The organism is Pseudarthrobacter sulfonivorans, assembly GCF_001484605.1.
In the GTDB taxonomy this organism is placed as follows: domain Bacteria; phylum Actinomycetota; class Actinomycetes; order Actinomycetales; family Micrococcaceae; genus Arthrobacter; species Arthrobacter sulfonivorans_A.
Genome location: NZ_CP013747.1, coordinates 1,245,964 through 1,268,650, shown reverse-complemented (window position 1 = coordinate 1,268,650; position 22,687 = coordinate 1,245,964). Strand labels below are relative to the sequence as shown.

26 protein-coding genes are annotated in these 22,687 nt (G+C 65.8%); 17 read left to right on the top strand and 9 right to left on the bottom strand.

All coding sequences use genetic code 11. The annotated features are described in order from the left end of the window. Nucleotides 1–11: 11 nt before the first annotated feature. The gene (locus AU252_RS05560; protein ID WP_083510281.1) at nucleotides 12–1,169 is read right to left on the bottom strand and encodes a glutamate--cysteine ligase; all 1,158 of its coding nucleotides are present in this window, start codon (nucleotides 1,167–1,169) and stop codon (nucleotides 12–14) included. A 316-nt stretch (nucleotides 1,170–1,485) separates the two neighbouring features. Here AU252_RS05560 and AU252_RS05555 point away from each other — a divergent pair, with 316 nt between their 5' ends. Further along, nucleotides 1,486–1,866, top strand: coding sequence for a VOC family protein (locus AU252_RS05555; protein WP_058929869.1), 381 nt, complete (start codon nucleotides 1,486–1,488; stop codon nucleotides 1,864–1,866). Between the two features lie 15 nt (nucleotides 1,867–1,881). Beyond that, nucleotides 1,882–2,118, top strand: coding sequence for a hypothetical protein (locus AU252_RS05550; protein ID WP_058929868.1), 237 nt, complete (start codon nucleotides 1,882–1,884; stop codon nucleotides 2,116–2,118). A 12-nt stretch (nucleotides 2,119–2,130) separates the two neighbouring features. On the opposite strand, the gene AU252_RS05545 is transcribed toward AU252_RS05550, so the two are convergent. Beyond that, nucleotides 2,131–2,565 carry a nuclear transport factor 2 family protein gene (locus AU252_RS05545; protein WP_058929867.1) on the bottom strand — a complete coding sequence of 145 codons (435 nt, stop codon included), beginning with the start codon at nucleotides 2,563–2,565 and terminating at the stop codon, nucleotides 2,131–2,133. Nucleotides 2,566–2,722: 157 nt separating this feature from the next. Between AU252_RS05545 and AU252_RS05540 the strand changes: the two genes are divergently transcribed. Genes AU252_RS05540 through AU252_RS05530 form a run of 3 tightly spaced genes read left to right on the top strand, consistent with a single transcriptional unit; the run spans nucleotide 2,723 to nucleotide 4,822 of the window. After that, nucleotides 2,723–3,589 carry an alpha/beta fold hydrolase gene (locus tag AU252_RS05540; RefSeq protein WP_058932767.1) on the top strand — a complete coding sequence of 289 codons (867 nt, stop codon included), beginning with the start codon at nucleotides 2,723–2,725 and terminating at the stop codon, nucleotides 3,587–3,589. A 13-nt stretch (nucleotides 3,590–3,602) separates the two neighbouring features. Continuing rightward, complete coding sequence (locus AU252_RS05535; RefSeq protein ID WP_058929866.1) at nucleotides 3,603–4,109, top strand: GNAT family N-acetyltransferase; 507 nt, start codon at nucleotides 3,603–3,605, stop codon at nucleotides 4,107–4,109. Beyond that, nucleotides 4,106–4,822: a hypothetical protein gene (locus tag AU252_RS05530; protein WP_058929865.1), complete on the top strand. Its 717-nt coding sequence runs from the start codon at nucleotides 4,106–4,108 to the stop codon at nucleotides 4,820–4,822. Before AU252_RS05535 ends, AU252_RS05530 begins: the two co-directional genes overlap by 4 nt. Before the next feature lie 99 nt (nucleotides 4,823–4,921). Here the strand turns inward: AU252_RS05530 and AU252_RS05525 are convergent, their stop codons facing one another. Next, nucleotides 4,922–5,560, bottom strand: a complete 639-nt coding sequence (locus AU252_RS05525) for a hypothetical protein (RefSeq protein ID WP_058929864.1) — start codon at nucleotides 5,558–5,560, stop codon at nucleotides 4,922–4,924. A gap of 22 nt (nucleotides 5,561–5,582) precedes the next feature. Beyond that, the gene (locus tag AU252_RS05520; RefSeq protein ID WP_058929863.1) at nucleotides 5,583–6,275 is read right to left on the bottom strand and encodes a hypothetical protein; all 693 of its coding nucleotides are present in this window, start codon (nucleotides 6,273–6,275) and stop codon (nucleotides 5,583–5,585) included. A 58-nt stretch (nucleotides 6,276–6,333) separates the two neighbouring features. Here AU252_RS05520 and AU252_RS05515 point away from each other — a divergent pair, with 58 nt between their 5' ends. The 6 genes from AU252_RS05515 to AU252_RS05490 all read left to right on the top strand — a co-directional run bounded on the left by AU252_RS05515 (nucleotide 6,334) and on the right by AU252_RS05490 (nucleotide 11,293). Beyond that, on the top strand, nucleotides 6,334–6,990 hold the full coding sequence (locus AU252_RS05515; RefSeq protein ID WP_058929862.1) for a TetR/AcrR family transcriptional regulator: 657 nt from the start codon (nucleotides 6,334–6,336) through the stop codon (nucleotides 6,988–6,990). A gap of 57 nt (nucleotides 6,991–7,047) precedes the next feature. Next, nucleotides 7,048–7,383, top strand: a complete 336-nt coding sequence (locus tag AU252_RS05510; protein ID WP_058929861.1) for a cupin domain-containing protein — start codon at nucleotides 7,048–7,050, stop codon at nucleotides 7,381–7,383. 45 nt (nucleotides 7,384–7,428) lie between these two features. After that, the gene (locus AU252_RS05505) at nucleotides 7,429–8,376 is read left to right on the top strand and encodes a 2-hydroxyacid dehydrogenase (protein WP_058929860.1); all 948 of its coding nucleotides are present in this window, start codon (nucleotides 7,429–7,431) and stop codon (nucleotides 8,374–8,376) included. A 260-nt stretch (nucleotides 8,377–8,636) separates the two neighbouring features. Continuing rightward, complete coding sequence (locus AU252_RS05500) at nucleotides 8,637–9,539, top strand: ABC transporter substrate-binding protein (RefSeq protein ID WP_058929859.1); 903 nt, start codon at nucleotides 8,637–8,639, stop codon at nucleotides 9,537–9,539. Nucleotides 9,540–9,545: 6 nt separating this feature from the next. Continuing rightward, on the top strand, nucleotides 9,546–10,529 hold the full coding sequence (locus tag AU252_RS05495) for an amino acid ABC transporter permease (RefSeq protein WP_058929858.1): 984 nt from the start codon (nucleotides 9,546–9,548) through the stop codon (nucleotides 10,527–10,529). Further along, nucleotides 10,526–11,293, top strand: a complete 768-nt coding sequence (locus tag AU252_RS05490) for an amino acid ABC transporter ATP-binding protein (protein WP_058929857.1) — start codon at nucleotides 10,526–10,528, stop codon at nucleotides 11,291–11,293. The genes AU252_RS05495 and AU252_RS05490 overlap by 4 nt, the downstream gene beginning before the upstream one ends. Before the next feature lie 10 nt (nucleotides 11,294–11,303). On the opposite strand, the gene AU252_RS05485 is transcribed toward AU252_RS05490, so the two are convergent. Continuing rightward, nucleotides 11,304–11,960 carry a M15 family metallopeptidase gene (locus AU252_RS05485; protein ID WP_058929856.1) on the bottom strand — a complete coding sequence of 219 codons (657 nt, stop codon included), beginning with the start codon at nucleotides 11,958–11,960 and terminating at the stop codon, nucleotides 11,304–11,306. Between the two features lie 357 nt (nucleotides 11,961–12,317). On the opposite strand from AU252_RS05485, the gene fdhA reads away from it, so the two are divergent. Continuing rightward, a complete protein-coding gene (fdhA, locus tag AU252_RS05480; RefSeq protein WP_058929855.1) occupies nucleotides 12,318–13,529 on the top strand; it encodes a formaldehyde dehydrogenase, glutathione-independent in 1,212 nt (403 codons plus the stop codon). 160 nt (nucleotides 13,530–13,689) lie between these two features. Here fdhA and AU252_RS05475 read toward each other — a convergent pair whose 3' ends face one another. Next, the gene (locus AU252_RS05475) at nucleotides 13,690–14,484 is read right to left on the bottom strand and encodes an alpha/beta fold hydrolase (RefSeq protein WP_058929854.1); all 795 of its coding nucleotides are present in this window, start codon (nucleotides 14,482–14,484) and stop codon (nucleotides 13,690–13,692) included. A gap of 95 nt (nucleotides 14,485–14,579) precedes the next feature. Here AU252_RS05475 and AU252_RS05470 point away from each other — a divergent pair, with 95 nt between their 5' ends. Continuing rightward, nucleotides 14,580–15,047 carry a GNAT family N-acetyltransferase gene (locus AU252_RS05470; protein ID WP_083510552.1) on the top strand — a complete coding sequence of 156 codons (468 nt, stop codon included), beginning with the start codon at nucleotides 14,580–14,582 and terminating at the stop codon, nucleotides 15,045–15,047. Between the two features lie 31 nt (nucleotides 15,048–15,078). Here AU252_RS05470 and AU252_RS05465 read toward each other — a convergent pair whose 3' ends face one another. From AU252_RS05465 to AU252_RS05455, 3 genes are read right to left on the bottom strand one after another with little or no spacing between them, the layout of a single operon-like run. Then, nucleotides 15,079–15,597, bottom strand: a complete 519-nt coding sequence (locus AU252_RS05465; protein WP_058929852.1) for a GNAT family N-acetyltransferase — start codon at nucleotides 15,595–15,597, stop codon at nucleotides 15,079–15,081. Between the two features lie 45 nt (nucleotides 15,598–15,642). Continuing rightward, nucleotides 15,643–16,170, bottom strand: a complete 528-nt coding sequence (locus AU252_RS05460; protein WP_058929851.1) for a hypothetical protein — start codon at nucleotides 16,168–16,170, stop codon at nucleotides 15,643–15,645. Then, entirely contained in the window at nucleotides 16,167–17,426 is a 1,260-nt protein-coding gene (locus AU252_RS05455; protein WP_058929850.1) for a serine/threonine-protein kinase, read from the bottom strand. Before AU252_RS05455 ends, AU252_RS05460 begins: the two co-directional genes overlap by 4 nt. A gap of 252 nt (nucleotides 17,427–17,678) precedes the next feature. On the opposite strand from AU252_RS05455, the gene AU252_RS05450 reads away from it, so the two are divergent. The 4 genes from AU252_RS05450 to AU252_RS05435 all read left to right on the top strand — a co-directional run bounded on the left by AU252_RS05450 (nucleotide 17,679) and on the right by AU252_RS05435 (nucleotide 22,205). Then, nucleotides 17,679–18,341 (top strand): hypothetical protein, encoded by a 663-nt coding sequence (locus tag AU252_RS05450; RefSeq protein ID WP_058929849.1) that lies wholly within the window; start codon nucleotides 17,679–17,681, stop codon nucleotides 18,339–18,341. A gap of 309 nt (nucleotides 18,342–18,650) precedes the next feature. Then, a complete protein-coding gene (locus AU252_RS05445) occupies nucleotides 18,651–19,559 on the top strand; it encodes an ABC transporter ATP-binding protein (RefSeq protein ID WP_058929848.1) in 909 nt (302 codons plus the stop codon). 11 nt (nucleotides 19,560–19,570) lie between these two features. Continuing rightward, a complete protein-coding gene (locus tag AU252_RS05440; protein ID WP_240484331.1) occupies nucleotides 19,571–21,178 on the top strand; it encodes an ABC transporter permease in 1,608 nt (535 codons plus the stop codon). Between the two features lie 151 nt (nucleotides 21,179–21,329). Beyond that, nucleotides 21,330–22,205, top strand: coding sequence for a potassium channel family protein (locus AU252_RS05435; protein WP_058929846.1), 876 nt, complete (start codon nucleotides 21,330–21,332; stop codon nucleotides 22,203–22,205). The last annotated feature ends 482 nt before the right edge of the window (nucleotides 22,206–22,687 follow it).

The window sequence follows — 22,687 nt, the reverse complement described above, 5'->3', positions numbered from 1 at the left end:
AGGTTTGGTGGCTAAACCACCGGGTTGGGGACCAAAAGTGATAGGTCAACCGGGGTGAGCGGCTCGTAGATAACGGGTTCCTGGTGGGTAACCACGACGGCGTCGCTCACCACGTCAGCCAGCCGGCCGTGGCGCGCGTAGGCCTGCCGCTGCAGCCTGGCGCCGGTTCCGTTGGCGAAGATCCGGTGCAGGGATTCCTCGACGTAGGCTGCGTCGCCCGCCTCGACCAAGGCGTCGCGGACATGGTCATGGAGCGCGGCGATGACATTGCGCGCGGATTCCGGCTTGTGGGTCAGCGGGTGCAGCAGCTCGCCCTGGATTCCCCACCGGCTGGCCAGCCAGGCCCCCTGGCGCAGGATGATGGCCGGAACCATGTCCGGTGCCTGCCCGGATTTCCATTCCCGGGCAGCTGTCTCCACCAGGCCCCGCACCAGCGCGGCGATCAGGACGGTGTCGCGGGGATCGAGGCAAACGTCGGACACCCGGATCTCCACGGTGGGGTGGCGGGCGGAGAGGCGGGCGTCAAAATCAGGGTTGTTGACTACGCCCGTGGCAGCCAGGTCCGCCACGCGCTGGTGGTAGGCCTGCGCCGAGCCGAAGATTTCCGTCGGCCCGGCCGAGGACCAGCGATTCCAGGCCTGGGTGCGGAAGCTCGCGTAGCCACTGTCAGCGCCGTCCCAGAACGGGGAATTGGAGCTCAACGCCATCAGCGGCGGCAGCCAGGACCTGATGCGGTCCAGGATTGCGACGCCTTCCTCATCGGAATCGACGGAGACATGGATGTGGCATCCGCAGGTCAGCTGCTCACGGGCCACCACGGCGAACTTTTCCAGCAGCGCGTCATAGCGAGGGTTGCTGGTGGAATGGGGTGTCACTGCCAGCGGGGACGTGGCAAGCGCGGCGATCCTGGCGCCGACTTTTCGGGCGAGTGAGTCCGCGTAGGCGCGGCCGGACAGGATCTCGGCGGAGAGTCCGCTCAGGGTGCTGTGCGGGTGGGTGATCACTTCGAGCTGTTCCTGGTGAAGCTCGACGGCGAGCATCGGGTGCGTGGAAAGGTCCGCCGGTTCGCCCGGGTCCTGGAGGCGCAGCAGGTCTGCTGCCAGAGGCAGGGGACTGCCGCTGGAGGGATCAACGATCAGGAATTCTTCTTCAACACCAAAAGTACGCACTAGCTAAGTGTGCGCCAACAAAAGCAGCTCCAAATGCCACAGTTGTTCCCGGCAACCGTGGAGGCTTCCGGGAGGGCCGCCTGAAGCGGTTGAAATCCCCTATATCCGCGGAGGCCCTTTCAGTTCCATAATGGCCACATAGGCTTCGGGGACCCTCGCGCCGATGATGGCTGGCGCGGCGCAGGAGAGTCCCAGGTGGCCGCTCCGGCACTTGGCGCAACGGGCGGCCACGCGGCACCGGACAACGGGGTTCCGGATCCGCCACCGGGGGAGAGCATCGCCACCAACGCGAAAGCAAGGCACAAAGGAAATCATCATGCTCAAGGATCGAACCATCATGGCTGTTCTCGCTGCGAAGGACATCAACAGGGCGAAGGATTTCTATCGGGACAAGCTGGGCCTGGAACCGTCCGAGTCCATGGAGGACGACAGCCTGTTGTACAGCGGCGGCAACGGAACGGGTTTCCTGATTTACCAGACAGAGAATGCCGGGACGGCCAAGAACACCCAGATGGGCTGGGAAACGGACAACCTCGAAGCCGAAATGGAGGAACTGCGGGGCCGCGGGGTCGTCTTTGAAGACTACGATTTCCCCGGCCTGAAGACGGAGAACGGCGTTGCTGATAACGACTGGGGGAGGTCCGCCTGGTTCCTAGACAGCGAGGGCAACATCCTCAACATCTCCCAGCGCAAGTAACCAGCCGCAGGGCTGATGGCGCACAAAGGGGCCGCACTTGCCGCGAAGGCAGGTGCGGCCCCTCGCGCGCCACGCCCAGCCAAGCACCTCTCCGTCTTCCCGTTTTCCCCGGCGGTGATTGACGCCGTCGCCGGCCGGCTTGAAGGGTACTCCCTGTCCAAAGGGACCATCCGGTTCACGGCGGCGCATCCCCTCCCCGACGACGTGCTGGAGGACATCGTCCGGCTGCGCCGTGCCGAGATCCTCAAGTAGGGCCGGCGCCGATCAGTGTTTGGACAATTCCGGAAGCAGCCCGAGCTGTCCCAGGAAGTCCATCTGGTCAAAGTAGAAGTGGTGCGAGGTGATCAGGCCGCCCTCGACCCTGGCGATGTCGCAGCTTCTGACTCTGACGTGTTTGCCGGTGGCTGGCAGCGTTTGGCCGGAAGGCAGGCTCAACGGCCCGGTGTTCGTTCCGGTGACGAAACCCTCATCGATAGCCACATTCCCGGCCTCATGTTTATCGGCGTACTCATACGTGACGTCCGGCAGCGCTTCCCAGAAATGGACGAAGTAGTTGGTGATTCCCTCCCGCCCGGTGAGCTCGCCTTCATCAGGGGTGAAGGCCACGGCGTCCTCGGTGTAGCACCCCGCTAGTGTCTCTTTGTCTTTTGCTGACATGGCCGTGGTTAAGCGGTCCATGACGTCGCGTGCCTGTCCCATTTCGACCTCCATGTGTTGAAGGCGGCCGCACGAAAGCGCGGGCCGCTTCGTGGTTTGGCCCTGCATGCGCAGGCGCCAATTTAAGTACACGTCCGCTGTAGAGGAGTGTCAACGAACGGGGATACCCTCTGTGAATATCGCCGACGAAGAGGAATCCATGGACACAATTGAGGCAGTTCTCCATGACGGCTCAACCATCCCTGTCGCCCTTCACGGCGACGGCCCCGCCGTCCTCCTGCCGGTCAGTCTGGCGCCCCACGCCGCGGCGGAGGCGGAGACGCTGCGCCAGTGGGGCGGGGACCCGGATCTGGGACCAAACCTCATCAACGGGCTGTCACCAACCAACCGGGTCATTGCTGCCGACTACGAAGCGCACCGCATGGCCCACCCGGCGCCGCAGACGCTCAGCCCGGGGAACATCGCGAAGGATCTGCTGGCAATCGCCGACGCCGCCGGCGTCGACCGTTTTGCCTACTACGGTTACTCCTGGCTGGCGCTGTGCGGCCTGCAGCTGGCACTCCGCACCGACCGTCTGCGGGCGCTCGCCATGGGCGGGTTCCCGCCGCTCGAGGGCCCGTACCGAAGCATGCTGGCGGTCACCCGCGCCGCGCATGCCATGTCCGTGCAGGCGGCAGGCGAACCGGCAGGCCCGGTCGGCCCTGTCCCGGAACCTGAGCCGGGCGACTGGGATTCGGTGTCGGTCCAGACCACCGAGGCGCAGACGCAGCAGTTCGTCACCCTGTATGAAGAGCTGCAGGGCTTTGACGATTCGGCCGCAGCGCTCCCGGGGGACCTGGCCAAACTCGCGTTCGCCGGCGCCGAGGACCAGATCGACTACAAACCGGTTTGGGGCGGCGTGCGGGTATCCATCGGGGAGCCTCTGGCGAGGCATCAGGTCACCCTGACCAAGGCCGGGTGGGACGTTCGTGTCCTGCCGGGCCTGGATCATCTGGGCGCGATGCACAGCTCGGTGGCGCTGCCCATCCTGGCCGGCTGGCTGCAGAAGACCGGCTGGGTGAAGTAGCTAGGCTGGGGCCATGGACTTTCTCATCAGGCAGGCCACTCCCGAGGACGCTGAAGCCGTGGTGCACATGCACACCCTGGCCCACGAGGAGACCTACGGGGACCGGCTGTCAGCGGAGTTCTTCCGCACCCGGAGGGCCAGCATTCCCGAACGGGTGGAACGCCGTCGACCATTCCTCGCCGGGAGCGACCCGCGGATCATTGCCGTGGACGCCAACCATGAAGTGGTGGGTCTCGCCGACTCGGGTCCCGCACGGGATGAGGACGGCCCGGAGGCGCTGGAACTGTATTCGCTGTACACACTCCGGCGGACGCACGGCAGCGGGGTGGGGGCCGCGTTGCTGAGCGCGGCCATCGGTGAGAGCCCGGCGTATCTCTGGGTGCTGGAGAACAATCCCCGGGCGCAGGCCTTCTACGTCAAACACGGCTTTCGCCCTGACGGCACGCGCGGCCAGCTGCCACCCGAGTGGGAAGAGCTGCCCGAAATCCGCATGGTCCGTTCGGAGAGGGCCCGGTCATGATCATGCGGACAGGGTCTCGGCCGGACAAACGGACCTTGCCGCGGTGGGCGAGGATCGCCGTCGTCGTTTATCTGGCGGTGACGGTTGCCGCTGTCGGAGCTTCGCTCGTCACCGGTTCCTTCGAAACGGGTCTGGATGCCGTGTTCCGGGAGCGGCTGGGGCTGGCCGTGGTGGTTCTGACGCTGCCCGTTTCGGCGGCGTATTTCGCCGTGGTCTTCCTCCTTGACACGTCGGGTCCGCCGCCGCAGGGTGGGTTGAGGCCGACGGCGGTTCTCTTCTATCTGGGTTTCCTCGCCCTTGCGGTGGTCAACGCAGCCCTGTTCCGGTGGACGATCCTGCGCATCCGTAAGCCGGTGCCGGCCGTCGGCACGCCTGGCGCTCTGCCTCAGGATCTGGGAGTGAGCATTCACGGGGTCACTCGGTATGTCCGGCATCTTCGGTGGACGGTACCTCTGGCAGTTTTGCTGAGCCTTCCGCAGTGGTTCGTGGCGGGTTTTGCCTGGTGCGGGATCAGCGGCTGCAGCGGCGGAGGTTTCGGGGTGTACACCGGGGCCGAATGGCTGGCGGTCACCATGACCGTTGTGAACGGGTTCATTTTCGCGGTGGCCGTGTTCGCAGTCCGCTGGCTGTATCCCACAGGGAGGCGCGCCCTCATTGCCTTGGCGGCCGGAGCGCTGTTCGGGCTTTTGGGTGCTGCGGTGACGCACGGCTGAGCGACGCCGTCGGCGCTGTTCATAACAACGTACGACGACGACGCTCCCCGACCCCGGATCCCTCACCCGGATCCGGGGTGCCACCGCCCACTAGGCGGGCTACCGGGCCGCGCCGGATTCCGGCCGGACGGTCCGGGCTGAAGGGGCCTGATCCGTGACTGTAACGACGGGCCGGTGCGGGATCGACGACGCGAGGGCCAGCACAACAACGAAGGACGTCGCCAAAACGGCAACCCAGGCGCCGCGCGGTTCGGTGAGGGCGAGCGCAGGGCCCGCGATTCCGGGGCCGGTGAGCGCGAGCGCTGCGAGGAGTGCTCCGCTGGTGAGGCCGGCGACCAGCCTGCTCCACAGCGGGCCCCGACGCGAGAGGGCGTAGCCCCCGCCGAGCGCCATCAGGGCGACGGCGATCGCTCCTCCGCCGAGACCTTGGGTCAGGAGGGCGGCAACCGCACCGGGCATCAGCATCGGGGCGACGGCAAATGCGAGTGGGGCAAGGGCGAGCCAGCGCCATCCGCGCCGGCCGCCGGTGCGCCGGAGTGCTTCCGCCCAGCCCAGCAGGCCGCCCGCAATGGCTCCCGGCAGGAGGATCGCGCCGAACGTCCCCCACCAGTCGAAGGTGGATGCCGGCCCCGCGAGTTCCACCATGTAAGCCCGGAAACCCGCGGCCCAGGCAATCCCGCATGTCGCGCCAACCGCTGTGAGAGCCGTGCTTGGTGTGGCAAAGAAATGCGTGTTCACGGGGTCCTCATTATTTGCGTCATTACGGTGCCGGATTGGGCAAGGAAGAGCGTTGGCCCCGGCCTTCCGGCCCGGGCTCCGGGTTTTTCCGCGCGGTGCCCTCGGCGTGCCTCATCAGGGCCCAGCCCAGGGCCGCAAAGAGAAGCATCCAGCCGGCTATGGCGAATCTGGCGCCGGTGAATGACAGTGCGAGGGCCGGGAGCATGGGCACAAAGACCCACACGCCCAGTGCGAGCGGAATCCAGCGCCGCCAGCCTTGCCAGACTCTGGCCCGCAGAACCGCGATGCCCTCCACCACCAGTGCGGCACCGAGCAGCAGGCTGAAGACGCCATATGATGCGCCGAGGAGACCTACGAGTGGTGAGTCCTTGGTGTCGTTGGCGGCCAAAATGGCCGCTAGTTCCGTCACTGCGAACCCGAGCATGGAGGCGACGGCAACGGGATGTCCGATGCGTGCAAGAGTGCTTTGGCCCAGAACTCCGGTCCACCCCAGGGCAAGAAGGCCGAGTAGGAGGCCCACATGCTGCAGGGAGAACCACACCTGAATGGCGGAGAAGGCCGTGACGTTAAGCGGGTAACTCCATTGATTTTCAGGTACGGCGGGCTGGACGAAGGCTAAAAGGAGACCCGAGGCTGCACCCAAAACCCCGGCCCAAAAGCAGAGCATGCCAGCGGCTCGGATAGTGATGAAGGAGTGCGGGTTCTGCGTTTTCATGACACATTCCTTGTCCATGAATTTAACTGAAGTAACGCTCTAGTGAGATACTCTAAATATGGACCCGGAGACACCACCCGTCAAGAGCATCCGCAGGAAGAAGGCGGACGCCACAAGGCGCAAGATCATTCAGGCGGCGCACCAGGAATTTATTGCCCGCGGGTTCCATGGCGCCACCATGGCGGGCATCGCAGCCCGTGCTGGAGTGGCCTCGCAGACCGTGTACTTCGTGTTCCATACAAAGCCCGAACTGATCAGTGCCGTCATTGATGCCGCGGTCCTGGGTGAAGAGGATCCCCGCCCGCCGCAGGCCCAGCCTTGGTGGGCGTCAATGACGGCGGAGCCCGGCGCGGTGGAGGCTCTGCGGATCTTCATTCGTGGCGCCGGTGAGGTTTTTGCCCGCGCCGCAGCCATCTCCGAAGTACTCCGCGCGGCCGCCCTCACCGACGATGAAGTGCGCAGGACCCACCAGTACCATGAGAACCTCCGGCGGGACGGGTTCGGCCAGGTCTTGGGGATGCTGGCGGCTAAGGGGCCGCTCCGGGATGACCGGTCATTCGACGAGCTGACCGACGCGTTCATCACCGTTTATGGCGACAGCACCTACAACCTGCTCGCCACGGAGCGTGGCTGGAGCCACGACCAGATCATGGCATGGCTGTGCGATGTCCTTCCCGGGATGCTCCTGGCCAGCCCGGCCCCGGCTGGAAAATGATTCGATGACGGATGAACGGCCCTCGGCAACGCAGGCAATCGTGGGTACGGTGGCGTCATGCAAAAAATATCGATTGAGGCTTTGGCCCGCCAGCAGATCGCTGCCGCTGTTGCGGCGCCCAGCGGGCGGGCAGCCGATACAGCGTTCGGCGGGCATGAGAAGAGACTGCGCCAGACTGTTATGGCATTCCGTGCCGGCACGCAGCTCAGCGAGCACCAGAACCCGGGCGAGGCCACGGTCTACGTGCTGAAGGGATCGGTCTGGCTGCGGGCTGGCGGGGAGTCGTGGCAGGGCAAGGCCGGGGATCTCCTGATCGTGCCGGACGGGCTGCACAGCCTGGAAGCGGAAGAGGACTCGGCGGTGCTGTTCACGGTGGTCAAGACCGACCGGTAGCGCGGGGCTGGTTAACTGGCAGGGAAGTCGAGAGAAGGAGCAACCATGTCCGGTTTGCCCGCATCACCGAAACTACGGGTGAGTCTGCCCAGCCAGAACCTGGTGGACGCGCTCGAGCCGTCCGCCGGCGTCGAACTCTTCCTGTGGGACCTGACCGGCCCGGCGCCGGCGGACCAGTTCGACATTGTGGTGCCGCCCTACATGGGCGGGGTAGGGGCGCTGGCTGCGTTGGACTCCGTGGATGTCCGCCTGGTGCAGAGCCAGCTGATCGGGTACGACGGCGTCGCGGCGGTTCTGCCCGCGGGGTGCCTTTTCGCCAACGCGGCCGGAGTGCATGAGACGTCGACGGCGGAACTTGCGTTGGGCATGATCATCGCCAGCCAGCGGGGGATCCCGGACTTTGTGCGGCATGCGGCGACGGGGACCTGGGACCACCGCGAGCGCCCCAGCCTGGCCGACAGGCGGGTACTCCTGGTGGGTTATGGGGGAGTGGGGAAGGCGATTGAGGCCCGGCTGCTGCCGTTCGAGACCGAGGTGACCCGGCTGGCCAGCCGCGGCCGCGACGATGAGCGCGGCCGGATCCACGGGATTGATTCCCTGTATGAGCAGCTGCCGCTGCACGACATTGTGGTGGTCAGCGTTCCGCTGAGCGAGCAGACCCGGCACCTGGTTGACGCCCGGTTCCTGGCGGCTATGCCGGACGGCGCACTGCTGGTGAACGTGGCCCGCGGGCCGGTGGCGGATACCGAGGCCCTGCTGCACGAGACGTCGTCCGGCAGGCTCCGGGCCGCCCTGGACGTGACGGACCCGGAACCGCTGCCGCGCGATCATCCGCTGTGGACCGTGCCCGGAGTCCTGATCACCCCGCACGTGGGCGGAGCGAGCTCGGCCATGCTGCCGCGGGTGGCGCGGCTGATCCGGAAGCAGATCGGGTTGCTGCAGGCCGGGCGAGAACCGGTGAACGTGGTGCTGGGCGGGGCCGCCGGGCGGTAGCTGGGGCCGGCGCATTCCGGGGGCGAGCCGTGTCTTTGGCCTTTTCTCCAACGAATTGCGCCTAGCATGACGCTGGTAGGCGCATCCACTATCTCCGAGTTGAAGGCCAGAGGCCCGGAAGCTATCCGTGACTTACGGAATGCGGTCCGATTGACGGGTGCCATGCCGCCCCACTGAATTCCTCACTGATTTCGCAATCCCGAGGAATCGCACAATCTTCGCGGTGCCGGACCTTCATCTTCAAAACACCTAAGGATCCAATGCGCAACCGCTATCTAATCCCTGCCCTGACCGCTGCAACAGCACTTATGCTGTCGGGTTGTGTGGACAACAGCGCCCCGGCGGCGGCGGATAAAGCGTCTTCTTCCGCGGACACCGCAGTCCAGAAGAATGAGGAACTTGCGGCTTTGCTGCCGGAGAAAATGAAATCCGCGGGCGTCCTGAATGTGGGCATGGCCAACAATTACCCGCCCAACGAATTCAAGGATGGCAACGGCGCCCCTGCAGGCTGGTCGGTGGACCTCACCAATGCGTTGGGTGCCTCGCTCGGGCTGAAGGTCAACTTTGATATCGGCACGTTCGACAACATTCTCCCGTCCGTCAAGGCGGGCAAGGACGACATGGGCATGTCGTCGTTCACCGACACGCTGGAACGCGAAAAGCAGGTGGATTTCGTGAACTATTACTCGGCGGGCATCCAGTGGGCGGCGCCGAAGGGCAAGACCGTGGACCCGGACAACGCCTGCGGACTCAAGGTTGCCGTCCAGGCCACCACGTATGAGGACACCCACGAGGTGCCGGCCAAGTCCAAGGCGTGCACGGATGCGGGCAAACCCGCCATTGAAATCTTCAAGTACGACGCGCAGGACCAGGCGACCAACGCGCTGGTGGTGGGCCAGGTGGACGCGATGAGCGCCGATTCGCCGGTGACCCTGTACGCAATCTCGCAGACGAAGGAGAAGCTGCAGACCGCCGGGGATGCCTTTGAAGTGGCGCCCTACGGGATTCCGGTGGACAAGGGGAGCGCATTCACTCCGGTGCTGCAGAAGGCACTGCAGGCACTGATCGACGACGGAACCTACAACAGGATCCTGTCCAAGTGGGGCGTGGAAAGCGGCGGCGTGAAGACGGCGGCGCTCAACGTGGCGTCGTCGGCCAAGTAACCAGCCGTGACTCTTCCCAAACACGCCGCCGTGGCGCGGCCCAACCCCGCAACCGGCGGAACTGACGCGCAGGGGGACGCCATTGTGGCGGTTCCCCTGCGCCACCCCTGGCGGATCTCGATCGCCGTCGTCCTCGTGTTCCTGCTGGCGCTGTTCGTCGTGGATGCCTCGCAGCGGCCCGACTACGGCTGGGCGGAGGTGGGCAAGTACCTCTTTGACCGCCGGATCAGCCAGGCGGCCTGGGTGACCCTGACGCTCACCATCTACGCCATGATCGGCGCCATCGTCCTGGGGCTGCTCCTGGCCATCATGCGGCTCTCGCCGAATCCGGTGGTCAAGAGCATCGCCTGGCTGTATCTGTGGATCTTCCGCGGGACCCCGGTCTACGTCCAGCTGGTGTTCTGGGGCATCGTGGCGCTCATCTACCCGGTGTTCACCATCGGGATACCGTTCATGACGCCGTGGATCACCATTCCCAACGACGTGTTCACCAACCTCTACATCACGGCGGTGATCGGACTGGCGCTGAATGAGGCCGCCTACATGTCCGAGATTGTCCGCGCCGGACTGCTGTCCGTGGATGAGGGCCAGGAGGAGGCGTCGACGGCGCTCGCCATGTCGTGGGGCCAGACCATGCGTTACGTGGTGGTTCCGCAGGCCATGAAGATCATCATTCCGCCCACCGGCAATGAGGTGATCTCCATGCTCAAAACCACCTCCCTCGTGGCGGCCATTCCCCTCAGCATCGACCTCTACGGCGTGTCCCGCGGCATCTCCGCCGTGACGTTCACCCCGGTTCCGCTGCTCATCGTGGCATCGATCTGGTACCTCCTGTTCACGTCTGTCCTGATGGTGGGGCAGCACTTCATCGAGAAGCGCTTCTCCCGCGGAACGGGACGACGGCAGGCGGGACCGGCGTCGGAAAGTGATCCTGGGGCGGCGGCAGTGACTGCTGCGCCAATGGGCAATGATTTGGGAGGCAAGGGATGAGCGCTACTCCGATGGTGACCGCGGACCGGATCTCCAAGAGCTTCGGTTCCAACAACGTGCTGCGCAGCATCAGCCTGGAAGTCCAGGCCGGCGAGGTGCTGTGCATCGTGGGGCCCAGCGGCTCCGGCAAGTCCACGTTCCTCCGCTGTATCAACCACCTTGAAAAGATCGACGCCGGCCGCCTCTTCGTGGAGGGGCAGCTGGTGGGTTACCGGCAAAAGGGCGACAAGCTCCATGAGCTCAAGCCCAAGGAAGCAGCGCTCCAGCGCCGCGACATCGGCATGGTGTTCCAGCGCTTTAATCTCTTTCCGCACATGACCGCGCTGGAAAACATTATCCAGGCGCCGATGCGGGTCAAACGCATTCCGAAGGCCAAAGCCACCCTGCGCGCCAGGGAGCTGATGGAGCGCGTCGGGCTCGGGGACAAGGCGGATCACTACCCGGCGCACCTGTCCGGCGGGCAGCAGCAGCGAGTGGCCATCGCCCGGGCGCTGGCCATGGATCCGAAGCTGATGCTCTTCGACGAACCGACCAGTGCCCTGGACCCGGAGCTGGTGGGTGAGGTGCTGGACGTTATGAAGGAACTGGCCACGAGCGGCATGACCATGATCGTGGTGACCCACGAGATGGGCTTTGCCCGCGAAGTGGCGGACTCCATCGCCTTTATGGACGGCGGCGTGGTGGTCGAGTCGGGCCCGCCGCGCGAGCTGCTGGGCAATCCCCAGCAGGACCGGACCAAGGCGTTCCTCTCAAAGGTGCTGTGAAGGCTGGACCTCAGGGAAGGTAATCCGGAGCCGCTTCGAGCTCGAAGTATTGCTCCAGTGTGGCCATTTGCCTGGTTTGCATGTCCAGGGCGAGCGCCTTTCCCACATAGCGCAGGTGCCATGGCTCGTAGGTGTATCCGGTGATGTCCTCGGCCCCGGCCGGATAGCGGATGATGAATCCGTGCTCCGGGCCGTGTTCGGCCGCCCACTGGCCCGCCGGCGTACTTGCGAAGCAGGCTTGCAGGGCGCAGGTTCCGCTGGCGTTGCCGATGTCCATTGCCAGGCCGGTCTGGTGTTCGCTGTGTCCGGGCCTGGCGGCAAGGGTATCGGCCGTCGTCTGTCCGTACTGGCGCACATAGCTGTCATAGAGGCTGGCCTGCTGGCTGAACGAACGGTAGCCGCTGATCGGCATGATGTTCACTCCGTCCGCCTTGGCGGCTTTGGCAAGCTGCTTGTAGGCGTCCGCGGCCTCAGCCCGCAGCCGTTCGCCTTGGACCCTGACCAGTGTCGCCGGCACATATGAGGCCGGGTTCAGTGCCCGGTGCTTGTTGACCACCACCTGCTGGCTGGAGGCGGAATCGATGTCGTAGTTCGTCGCGGCGACTGCCGGCACCGACGGCGCGATCAGGCCGAGCGAGAGCACCAGCCCCGCCACGGCACCTGTCATCCTGCTGATTCTTCTAAACACTGTGGCCTCCAAGAAGTGTACGGGACAGATGCGGGAACTTTAGCGGTCTGCGGGGGCTTAGTCGAGGTCAATTCGGAACCACTGCATGCCCGCACCGGTCCGGCTGGCGGCCTGAATTCCGCCAGGCCAGACGGCCCCCGGCAGGGGAGCAAATAGGGGGTTCGGGCTATGGACCCTTCGGGCCGGCATGCCTAGACTGGCCGGACCCCCAACGCCAGGAAAACATCCAGCTGCTCAAGCCACGGGCAGGCCCCCTGCACGCGAGGGTCCATCACAACACTCATGATTCATGGCGGCCCCACCGGGCTTCGCCGTTCTGACCAGAGGAGAGCACTGATGACTGGGAACAAAGCCGTTGCCTACAAAGAACCGGGCAAGGTCGAACTGATCGACATCGACTATCCAAGCTTCGAACTCCAAGACGGCCCGGGCGTGAATCCGGCGAACGTGGGGCGCACAGTACCCCACGGGGTCATCCTGAAAACCGTGGCCACCAACATCTGCGGTTCGGACCAGCACATGGTCCGCGGGCGCACCACGGCGCCGCCCAACCTGGTGCTGGGGCACGAGATCACCGGCGAGGTGGTGGAGGTTGGTCCCGGCGTCGAGTTCATCAAAGTGGGGGACATCTGTTCGGTGCCCTTCAACATCGCCTGCGGCCGCTGCCGGAACTGCAAGGAACGCAAGACCGGCATCTGCCTGAACGTTAATCCGGACCGCCCCGGCAGCGCCTACGGTTATGTGGATATGGGCGGCTGGGTGGGCGGCCAGGCCAACTATGTGCTGGTCCCGTACGCAGACTGGAACCTGCTGAAGTTTCCGGACAAGGACCAGGCCCTGGAAAAGATCATGGACCTGACCATGCTGTCGGACATTTTCCCCACCGGCTTCCACGGCGCCGTGACGGCCGGGGTGGGCGTCGGCTCCACAGTGTATGTGGCCGGCGCCGGGCCTGTTGGCCTCGCAGCGGCCACCAGCGCGCACTTGCTGGGTGCCGCCGTCGTGATCGTGGGGGACTTGAACGCCGACCGGCTGGCGCAGGCGCGCAGCTTTGGGTGCGAAACGATTGACCTCGCGGAGGGTGGCCCCGCGGAGCAGATCGAGCAGATCCTGGGCGTCCCGGAAGTGGACTGCGGCGTGGACGCGGTGGGCTTCGAAGCGCGCGGCCACGGCCATGACGCCAAGGAGGCACCTGCCACGGTGCTGAACTCGCTGATGGAAGTCACCGCGGCCGGCGGTGCGCTGGGCATTCCCGGGCTGTACGTCACCGGCGATCCGGGAGGCGTAGACGAAGCTGCCAAGAAGGGTGCGCTGAGCCTGAGCCTGGGCACCGGCTGGGCCAAGTCGCTCAGCTTCACCACCGGACAATGCCCGGTGATGAAGTACAACCGGCAACTGATGATGGCCATCCTGCATGACAAGGTGAGCATCGCCAAGAACGTGAACGCGAAGGCGATCACCCTGGAGGATGCGCCCAGGGGCTATGCCGAGTTCGACGCCGGAGCGGCCACCAAGTACGTCCTCAACCCGAACGGATACCTCAGCTGAGCCCCTCACCTGGCCGGCGGCCGCCGTCGGGAATTACGACGGCGGTCCACGGCTGGGGAGCTCCGCCCCGGTGGGCGTGGTGACCGTGGTGATGGGCGGCGCCTATCTGGTGTGGCTCCTCCTGCCCGAATCCCGGCGGCGCCGCTGAGCTGTTGCTTGGCTAGGCGAGGGAGGCGAGGAACTCCGTCGTATCTTCCGCCACCCGTTCCGGACACTCCCACAGCACCAGGTGCGCCACGTCGGGATAGACCTTCAGCACGGAGCCGGGGATCCGGGCTGCCAGGATATCCTGGTCGCTGCGCGGCAGCAGGTTGTCCTGGCCGCCCCACAGGATCAGCGTGGGGGCGTGGATGGTTCCCGCATCCGTGGGTGGGGTTGCTTCGGTCAGGCCGGCCAGGATGCCCTTCCAGGCGTGGGCCGGCATCCTGAGGCCGTCGCGCACGCGGTCCTCAAGGAACCACTGCGGAACGTCATGCAGCAGGGTAAACCAGGACAGGGAATCCCGGACCCAGCCCTCGTCGAGGGGGTCCGTCAGGCGGTCCACCTCGTCGGCGAAGGGCGCCCGTCCGTGGAGGCTCAGGGGACAGCCCACCAGCACCAGCGCGGCAACCTTGTCCGGATGGGCAATTGCCAGCTGCTGCCCGACGTAACCGCCGCTGGAGGAGCCGACGACGGCGGCACTCGGCACGTCGAGGGCCTCCAGGACCGCAGCGGCATCCTCAGCCTGCTCCGCCAGGGAGTAGCCACCCTCCGGTTTGTCCGCCTCGCCCTGCCCGCGCAGGTCCGGGGTGTAGACCCTGAAGCCGGTCAGCAAGGGTATCAGACGGTCAAAGCTGCCGCTTGATTCGCCCCACGCGTGCAGCAGCAGCACCGGTTTCGCATCGGCGTCGCCGTGGATGCCGCACGGCACCGTGATGCCCGTGCGGAGCCTGAGATACCGGACTTCGGAGTCCATAGGATCAGGCTACGCCGGGTGCCGCTCTCGGTAGAGTTTCGCGTATGGGTACCCCGGCGAGGGTTCGTTACGCGCGCGTCGAGGACGCTGCCGAGATGGCGCGCGTGAATGTGCGGTCGTGGCGCGAGACGTACCGCGGCGTGATGGCGGACCGCGTCCTCGACGACCCGGGGTTGCCTGCCGCCCGGGAACGGTTCTGGACTGCGATGCTCAGCGATGAGCGCTACCGTGCGAACCGCGTGGCAGTGGCCGAGCGTGACGGCGACGTGATCGGGATCGCGATGGCGGGGCCCTCGCAGAGCTCCGGGTCGCAGTGGGGTACTCATCTCTACGTGTTGTACGTCGTGGCGGCTGAGCACGGAACGGGTACCGGGGCCGCCCTCCTGGACACCGTCGTCGGACCTGACGAGTCGGCAGCGCTCTGGGTGGCCGATCCGAATCCTCGGGCGCAGGCCTTCTATCGCAAGCACGGGTTCGTGGCGGACGGGACCGTGAATGTGGAGGAGGGCGTGCGCGAGATCCGCATGGTGCGGATCTCCTCGGGGCGTGGCTCGCGTTCGTAATCGCGCAGATATGCCGGCTGCGTTCAACCGGTCAGACGGTATTGATCCAGTAGCGTCGTTTGCCGTTGCGCGTATCCTCGCAGACGCCGCCGTTCTTTTCGATGGTAGCCCGAGAACCGGCGTTGTTCTCATCGCAGGTGAGAAGAACCCGGGGGATTCCCAGGTCCCGGGCCATCGGCAGGGCGTCGGCCAAAGCGGCAGCGGCGTGGCCGCGACGCCTGGCAGAAGGCCGCACGCTGTAGCCGATATGCCCGCCCTCGTTGAGGAGGAAATCGTTCAGCTCGTGCCTGATGGCCAGAGAGCCAAGGAACGTGCCACCCTCCACAATCCACAAGTACGTGCAGGGCACATGCTCCGGCTTGCGCGGGCTCTCCGGCAGGGCATCGTTGACGAGGGCATCGACAAAGCGGCGGAACGTCTGGGCATCCTTGAGTTCTTCCAAGGACCAGTCCGCCGGGCCCGCGCCGTCCCGGTTGGCGCCGTCAAATTCCGTGGATCCCTCCAGCCAGGAGGCGTGATAGCGGACGTCCGGAGCGATAAGAACAGGCATCTCACGAGCGTAGTCGAAGGGTCCGCCTGGGTGGACGGCAAATCCTCAGCCGTTCTTGTTTTTGCCTTTTCCCTCGGCGCCTTTTGCCTGTTCCGGTGCAGGGGCTGGTGCCGGTACAGGTACCGGCACGACGGGCGCAGTGTTTTCCTGGGCGGCCTGCGCGGCGGCTTCCGCGTCGGCCTTGGTCTTCTCCGCTTCTGCCGCGGCGGCCACTGCTTCAGCTGCTTTCGCTGCCGCTGCGGCGGCGTCTACGGCGGCATTGAGGTCGGCCCTGACGGCGGTGATGCTGGTCATGATGCTCCGGCGGCGTTCCTCGGAAACCTGGCCGCTGCCGGCAGCAGTCGCCACGTCCGCTTCCAGGCTGTCCAAGGTCTTGAGCGCGGCCGTGTGATCGTTTGCGGCCGCTGCCTGGCTCACGCCGAGCACGAGTTCCTGGAGTTGGTGGGCAGTTTCGCGCTGCATGGCGGTATCGGCCAGGCCGCAGCCAGCGAGCGCGGCGGCCAGCGCCAGGGCGGCGGCAAGGCCAGCTCCCCGTGCTCCGCTGCGTTGGCCCGTGAAATGGAAGCGGGTCATGGTTCCACACTCTTCTGAAGTTCCTGAAGGTGGTCACCCAGCGTGCCGCTCACCGCAGGGTAAGGCACGACGTCGGAGGTGGACTCTGGCGCCTGGCCCGCTGTCAGTGCCGCGGTCCCGGCCGCCAGTGTGAGAACGACCGGGACGGCCACTGCCCAGAGCCGCACTTTGCGCCTCGCACGGACTGGCCTCTGTCGGCGCGCACCAGGAGGGCTGCTGGGCTGATCGGCACCAGGCGCCGGCCGTGACTGGGCGGCGTTGGCGGAATCCTCACCGTTGGGGCCTTCGTTGGTCGGCCTGGCCGGCAGATTAAGGGAGGGTGACTCTGCTGTGACGGACGGCGTCCTGAACGGCATGGCCGGCAGCACACGCGTGGTTTCCGGTGCAAGTTCGCCGGGAGTGGATGTTGGCGAGACAAGGGCCTGCCGCAGCGCCGTCTCGATGTCCGCAGCTGTCGGGCGTTCCAGCGGCTCGATTGCCGTCATCGAGCGGATCAGGTCGGCCCACTCGGCAGGGAGATCCGCGGGAATTTTGGGCGCGCGGTGCAGCCTGGCCACGGCAGATTCCACAGCGCTGCCGGGGTACTCCATTGTCTGCTTGATGCATTCGAGCAGGACCAGCCCCAGCGAATAGATGTCTGTGGCAGGGGTGAGCGGGGAGCCCATGGCCTGTTCGGGGCTGAGGTACGCCGCGGTGCCCACCATTGCCCCCGTAACGGTCAGGCGTGTTGCGTCGGCGATTCGTGCTATGCCGAAGTCTGCGAGCTTGGCCCGCAGTGGCTCCCCGGGTCGGGTCTGCACCAAGAGGATATTGCCCGGCTTGATATCGCGGTGGAGGATGCCGAGGCCGTGGACATAGGCCAGTGCGTCAGCGATGCCGGCTCCTATGACGGCGAGCTCGTCCAGGGGGACTTTACTGTGCCTGATCCGGCTGCGCAGATCCTGTCCCTCGACCAGTTCCATCGTCAGGAACGGCCGGGGCTCATCCGGGATACGTACGTCGACGCCGACATCGAACAATGTCACGAGGCTGGGATGGTTCAGCGTCGCCAGCAGCGTGATTTCAGCTTCCTGGCGTTTCAACGCGTCTGCAGCGGGGGCCTGGGGTGCGAAGAGCTTCAAGGCCACGTCCCGACCCAGATTCTTATCCCTTGCACGGTAGACGGACGACATGCCGCCGCGGCCGATCACCTCGCCCAGCCGGTAACGTCCGCCAACCACGTCAATTCTGATGGAGCTCGGCGATTCCGCCACCATACCCGTTCCTTCCGGCGCTGCGGCAATGTATGTATCAAAATCATAAGGCAACTTACTATATTGGCCACTCCGGGTGAGGCCAGCCATCACCGGATGGCCGTCGAAATCAGGAACCGGCGATGTGGTGCACCGCCAAGGAACCGGCTAAGGGCGCCCACATCGCCCCATGACTCACGGGCATATACTGAGTTTCCAGAACCGCGACTCCGGTGGGAGGGAGCCCGGCGTGGCACCTGCTGCAGGAGGCTCCTCATGTCTATCCAGGCCCAGCATTCGCTTCGCGCAGGCGTCGTGGCGATCGCGCCAGCGATCCTGCTCGCCGCTCTCAGTTACCACCCGTACCTGCCCGGCCTACCGCCGAACATTGATGCGTTGGTTGCGGAGGTCACCGCCGACCCAACGCGCTGGGGGGTTGTGCACTTGGCGTCGGGAGTCGCTTCAGCAGGCCTGGCCGTGGCATTCCTCGCGATCAGAAGTCACCTGCATGGTCTAGGCGAAGACCGCTGGAGCGCCGCCGCGCTGCCCTTCGTCGTCATCGGCAGCACGCTGTACGCGATGCTGCCAGCAATGGAATTCGCACCGCTCGCCGCGAGTGAAACGGGCGGAGACGTCGGGGCGACTCAAAATGCCCTGCTCCGATGGTTCATCCCGCTGCTGATCGCCGCGGCGGTCACATTTGCTGTCGGGATGGTCGGCTTTGCCATCAGCGTCTCGCGTAGCGGACTGCTGAGCCCTTGGCTTACCTGGGTCGTCGTCGTGGCGCTGCTCGTCATGGCCCTGTCGCGTGTTGTCCCGCTGTCCGCCGTCCAGTTCTACGTCCACGGTGTCGCCGCTCTCGTGGCCATGCTGCCCGTGGCGTACAGCATGTGGAAGCATCCGACAGCATCCGTCCCTGACACCCAGCGTGCCGTGTAGTCAACCTGACAGGCACCGACGTGCGCTGGCCTTGACTCTCGCTCGGACTTTCTCGGATTTCTTGGAGAAGGCCGTCCACCAGCGGGCCAAAATGGCCCGGAACCAGGCCCCAGCGGACGAGTTCATCCAACGGCTCAACGCACAGCCGTGACGGGCCTGCGCCGGTAGCTCTTCCCTGGCGGGTTGGCCGGACGTACGCTATGGATCGGAGAGCCGGGAAGCCTGGTCGGCCCGCGGGAGGCTGTGCCCGCGGAACGCCATGGCAGCCGCCTCGGTCGTTATCGCTGGACCGAGGAAACGGAACTCACCATGACATCAGCAACGGAACCGGTCATTGACGCCACCCTGCTCGTGAAGACTTTCGGCAGGACCCGGGCACTGGACAACCTTGATCTGCGCGTTGGTCCGGGCGAGGTCCACGGGTTTCTTGGTCCCAACGGCGCGGGCAAATCTACAACCCTCCGGGTGCTGCTCGGGCTGATCCGGCCGACATCGGGAACCGCGCGTGTGTTCGGGCTGGATCCCTGGCGGGACCCGGTCGGGGTCCACCGGGACGTTGCCTACATTCCCGGGGACGTGAGCCTTTGGCCGAACCTCTCCGGCGGGGAAGTCATTGACCTGCTCACCGGACTGCGCGGCGGATCCGATGAGCGGCTGCGCCGGGAACTTATCGACGAGTTCGAATTCGACCCGCGGCGCAAGGCCCGTACGTATTCCAAGGGAAACCGGCAGAAGGTGGCACTGATCGCGGCGTTCGCCCGCCCGGCCCGCCTCTATCTGCTCGATGAGCCCAGCGCCGGCCTGGACCCGGTGATGGATTCGGTGTTCCGCCGGCAGGTCCGGCGCGTCAGCGCGGACGGCGCCACAGTTCTGCTCTCCAGCCATATCCTCAGCGAAGTCGAGCAGCTCTGTGGCCGGGTGACGATTATCCGCTCCGGCCGGGCCGTGGAATCGGGGACACTGGCTGAGTTGCGGCATCTGAAACTCACCCATTTCAGGCTCGAGGGCGCTGACGCTGCACTGCTGGCAGCCCTGCCCGGCGTACAGGGGGTTCTGACCGACGGGGACGTGGTCGAGTTTGATGTGGACCCAGCGGACCTTGCCCCGGTTTTGCAAGCGGTCGCCGCGTCCGGGATCAGCGGACTGATCGTCTCGCCGCCGTCGTTGGAGTCCCTGTTCCTGAGCCACTACAGCGATTCCAATGGGCAGGTGCGCTGATGTCTGGAGTCATGACTCTGCTGTTGATTCAGGCGCGCAGGGACCGGATCGTGCTGCCAGCATGGATTCTGGGCATCGCTTTTCTGGGGTCTGCCATCGCAGGGGCGGTCGCCACGGAATTCGCAGACGAGTCCGAGCGGGCTGCGATCATCGGAATGTCCGCGGTGAGTCCGGCGTTCCGGTTCATCCGCGGACTGCCCGACGGCACCAGTATCGGAGCGTTGGTGTTCTTCCAGGGCTATGCCTTCACCGCCGTGCTCGCAGGATTAATGAGCACGTTTCTGGTCATCCGGCATACCCGCGCCGATGAAGAGCTCGGACGGGCAGAGCTGATCGGGTCCGTACCGGTCCGGCGCGCCGCGTCTTTGACGGCAACCCTGATCCTTGGCGGGGCGGCGAACCTTGTGCTGGCTCTGTGCGCGGCGGCCGGGTTCGCCGCCGCCGGGTTGCCAGGACCCGGGGCCCTCACCGCAGGGGCCGCCGTCGGCGTCGTCGGGGCGTTCTTCGTGGCCGCCGCCGCGGTCATGGCGCAGGTCATGCCCTCAGGGCGGGCCGCCAACGGAGCAGCAGCCGGTCTGGTCGGTGCAGCGTATTTCCTTCGCGGCATCGGCGACGCGTTCGGCACACCGGGCGCCGATCCGGCCCATGTCACCAGCGGGTGGGTTTCGCTTCTTTCGCCCATCGGATGGGGGCAGCGTTCCCGGCCTTTCACGGCCGCCGATCCCGCACCGCTGCTGGTGCTGGCCGCGGCCGCAGCCGTCCTGGCCGGTGCGGTCATGGTACTCAGGAGCCGCAGGGATCTGGGTGCCAGCCTCCTGCCCGAACGCGCGGGCCGGGAACGCGCCGGGGCCGGGGGTGCTTCGTTCCTTGGCCTTGCCTGGCGCCAGCAGCTGCCCACACTGTTCGGCTGGTCCGTCGCCGCAGCCCTCCTGGGAGGCATCGCTGGGGGCCTCGGGCCCGCGGTCAGTGACGTGATTGGCGGCAATGACTCCCTGCGGCAGCTGATCAACCGGCTCGTCCCGGGCGCCCGGGCTGGGATGATCGATGTCTTCACCGCAGCCTTGCTGGGCATCGCCGGTGTCCTCGCCGCGGCCGCCGGCATCCAGGCGGTGCTGCGGCTCCGTGCAGAAGAGGCCGAGGGCCGGGCCGAACTTCTCCTTGCCGTACCCAGAACCAAGGCCCGGTGGCTTGGCGCGAACCTGGTCCTCGCCGCCTCCTCGACAGTAGTCGTGGCCGTCGTCGCCGGGACCGCAGCCACCATCGGTCTTGCCCTGGCCGGGGCGGAAAACGGCCCGCCAGGCCTGCTGGTCGGCGCCGCTTTGGCGCACGTCCCGGCCGCCGTCGTCTTCGTCGCGGCAACCGCGGTCTTCCTGGCAGCGGCACCCAGAGTGAGTATTCCACTGGGTTGGGGCATGCTGGCCGCCGGCCTGGTCCTGGGCCAGTTCGGTGAACTTCTGCGCCTGCCTGCCTGGCTGCAGGACGCGAGCCCCTTCCGTCACTCCGCGGCGATGCCAGTCGAAGACTTCAACCCCGCGCCTGCCCTGACCATGACCGTCATCGCCCTCGCCGGGGCAGGGATCGCTGCCTACCTGCTCCGGCGCCGTGACCTCACCGCGTGATGCCGACCCGTGATGCCGACCGCAGAGGCGGCACCGGCCGCGTGCCTTCCTGGCGCACGCTTTTCAATAGTTGACGGGTGCCCGCCGTCGCACCAATCCCTGCCGGGCCTTGGGTGCTCCGGCGCAGCTACCCCAACGCCTAAGGTGAAGCATGGACTTTGCGGACGTTGTGGTGACGGTCATCGGTGCGGGACTGATTCTGCTGATGGCCGCAGATGTCTTTCACACGCTCCTCTATCCTCACGGCACGGGACCCGTGTGCAGGCTGATCATGCGTGCACTGTGGCTCCTGTCCCGACGATTCGTCGGCCGGGCCTCCACTGTCGCGGCACCCGCAGCCATGGCGGCGGTGATCGGCGCCTGGGCGTCCTTGTCCATCATGGGATGGGCACTGGTGTATTTGCCGCATTTGCCGGACGGGTTCGTCTACGCAGAGGGCGTCCCCCATGGAGGGGACCTTGCCGAGGCCATGTATATCTCGATGGTCAGCCTCTCCACGGTCGGCTTCGGTGAGATAGTTCCGGCGGCGCCATTACTTCGGTTCGTCGTCGCTGCGCAGGCCGTCACAGGCTTCGGGTTGCTTACGGCCACGGTCTCCTGGATTCTGCAGACGTACCCCGCCCTCAGCCGGCGCCGCGCCCTTGCCCACGAGCTGAACCTGTTCAGGCAGGCTGCCGGGCCGCAAGGCATGTCGACGTTGGAACACGGACATGCCGCTGCCTTGCTCGAATCATTCGCCAGAAGTGTAGCCACGGTCAGCATGGACCTGCTGGCGTTCAACGAAACGTACTACTTCCACGAAGCACAGCAGAGAGGATCACTGCCGGCCACCGTCGCCTATGCGCACCAACTGGCCTCAGAAGCGCAGGCAGGCACGAACATCGACCTGCAATTCGCCGGACGGATGATGCACGCGGCCTTGGATGACCTGGCCGAGGTCCTGCGCGGAAAATTCGGACACACCGGCCAAACTTCCTCAGAAGTGTTCCAAAGCTACGAAAGTCATCACCGGCACCGCCGGAACTAAGGAAGTGCCGCCCGCGATGCCCGTTGAAGAGTTCTCTTGCCGCTAAATAGCGAGCCCGCCGCGCAAGCAATGCCCCGGCGCTTTGCAGTCTTTCGTGAAAACAGATTCATGATTTCCCGAAATTTCGTCGGATGCCAGATCGTTCCGGCGAACCGCACGGTGCCGCGCGGTCTCTGCGAATCCTCCCCGAGGGACAAACTCTGCACGATGGGCTGAACTCCCCATTCAGACAGTGCCTCATCGGGAACCCGAGGTAGCGCGGAACTTTTTTCGCGTAATCACGGTGGGACCGTCCAAAGAGCTCGGCCAGCATGGCCTCTTCGCCGAGGACAAAGCGGTGTTCCACAAGCAATTCGGCCGGCAGCGTCGCGAGGACCCAGGATGAACCGGCCAAGGTTCCCGCGCCCAGTTGGATGAGCCGCCAGCCGACATACATCGGATGGCGGGTGATTGCATACGGCCGGTGATGACCAGCTCCACCG

What these genes read in the sequence shown, in the direction of transcription:
- AU252_RS05555 (WP_058929869.1), top strand. Translation starts at nt 1,486, where the DNA reads ATGCTCAAGGATCGAACCATCATGGCTGTTCTCGCTGCGAAGGACATC.
- AU252_RS05550 (WP_058929868.1), top strand. Translation starts at nt 1,882, where the DNA reads ATGGCGCACAAAGGGGCCGCACTTGCCGCGAAGGCAGGTGCGGCCCCT.
- AU252_RS05545 (WP_058929867.1), bottom strand. Translation starts at nt 2,565, where the DNA reads ATGGGACAGGCACGCGACGTCATGGACCGCTTAACCACGGCCATGTCA.
- AU252_RS05540 (WP_058932767.1), top strand. Translation starts at nt 2,723, where the DNA reads ATGGACACAATTGAGGCAGTTCTCCATGACGGCTCAACCATCCCTGTC.
- AU252_RS05535 (WP_058929866.1), top strand. Translation starts at nt 3,603, where the DNA reads ATGGACTTTCTCATCAGGCAGGCCACTCCCGAGGACGCTGAAGCCGTG.
- AU252_RS05530 (WP_058929865.1), top strand. Translation starts at nt 4,106, where the DNA reads ATGATCATGCGGACAGGGTCTCGGCCGGACAAACGGACCTTGCCGCGG.
- AU252_RS05520 (WP_058929863.1), bottom strand. Translation starts at nt 6,275, where the DNA reads ATGAAAACGCAGAACCCGCACTCCTTCATCACTATCCGAGCCGCTGGC.
- AU252_RS05515 (WP_058929862.1), top strand. Translation starts at nt 6,334, where the DNA reads ATGGACCCGGAGACACCACCCGTCAAGAGCATCCGCAGGAAGAAGGCG.
- AU252_RS05510 (WP_058929861.1), top strand. Translation starts at nt 7,048, where the DNA reads ATGCAAAAAATATCGATTGAGGCTTTGGCCCGCCAGCAGATCGCTGCC.
- AU252_RS05505 (WP_058929860.1), top strand. Translation starts at nt 7,429, where the DNA reads ATGTCCGGTTTGCCCGCATCACCGAAACTACGGGTGAGTCTGCCCAGC.
- AU252_RS05500 (WP_058929859.1), top strand. Translation starts at nt 8,637, where the DNA reads ATGCGCAACCGCTATCTAATCCCTGCCCTGACCGCTGCAACAGCACTT.
- AU252_RS05490 (WP_058929857.1), top strand. Translation starts at nt 10,526, where the DNA reads ATGAGCGCTACTCCGATGGTGACCGCGGACCGGATCTCCAAGAGCTTC.
- AU252_RS05485 (WP_058929856.1), bottom strand. Translation starts at nt 11,960, where the DNA reads ATGACAGGTGCCGTGGCGGGGCTGGTGCTCTCGCTCGGCCTGATCGCG.
- fdhA (WP_058929855.1), top strand. Translation starts at nt 12,318, where the DNA reads ATGACTGGGAACAAAGCCGTTGCCTACAAAGAACCGGGCAAGGTCGAA.
- AU252_RS05475 (WP_058929854.1), bottom strand. Translation starts at nt 14,484, where the DNA reads ATGGACTCCGAAGTCCGGTATCTCAGGCTCCGCACGGGCATCACGGTG.
- AU252_RS05470 (WP_083510552.1), top strand. Translation starts at nt 14,580, where the DNA reads ATGGCGCGCGTGAATGTGCGGTCGTGGCGCGAGACGTACCGCGGCGTG.
- AU252_RS05465 (WP_058929852.1), bottom strand. Translation starts at nt 15,597, where the DNA reads ATGCCTGTTCTTATCGCTCCGGACGTCCGCTATCACGCCTCCTGGCTG.
- AU252_RS05460 (WP_058929851.1), bottom strand. Translation starts at nt 16,170, where the DNA reads ATGACCCGCTTCCATTTCACGGGCCAACGCAGCGGAGCACGGGGAGCT.
- AU252_RS05455 (WP_058929850.1), bottom strand. Translation starts at nt 17,426, where the DNA reads ATGGTGGCGGAATCGCCGAGCTCCATCAGAATTGACGTGGTTGGCGGA.
- AU252_RS05450 (WP_058929849.1), top strand. Translation starts at nt 17,679, where the DNA reads ATGTCTATCCAGGCCCAGCATTCGCTTCGCGCAGGCGTCGTGGCGATC.
- AU252_RS05445 (WP_058929848.1), top strand. Translation starts at nt 18,651, where the DNA reads ATGACATCAGCAACGGAACCGGTCATTGACGCCACCCTGCTCGTGAAG.
- AU252_RS05440 (WP_240484331.1), top strand. Translation starts at nt 19,571, where the DNA reads ATGACTCTGCTGTTGATTCAGGCGCGCAGGGACCGGATCGTGCTGCCA.
- AU252_RS05435 (WP_058929846.1), top strand. Translation starts at nt 21,330, where the DNA reads ATGGACTTTGCGGACGTTGTGGTGACGGTCATCGGTGCGGGACTGATT.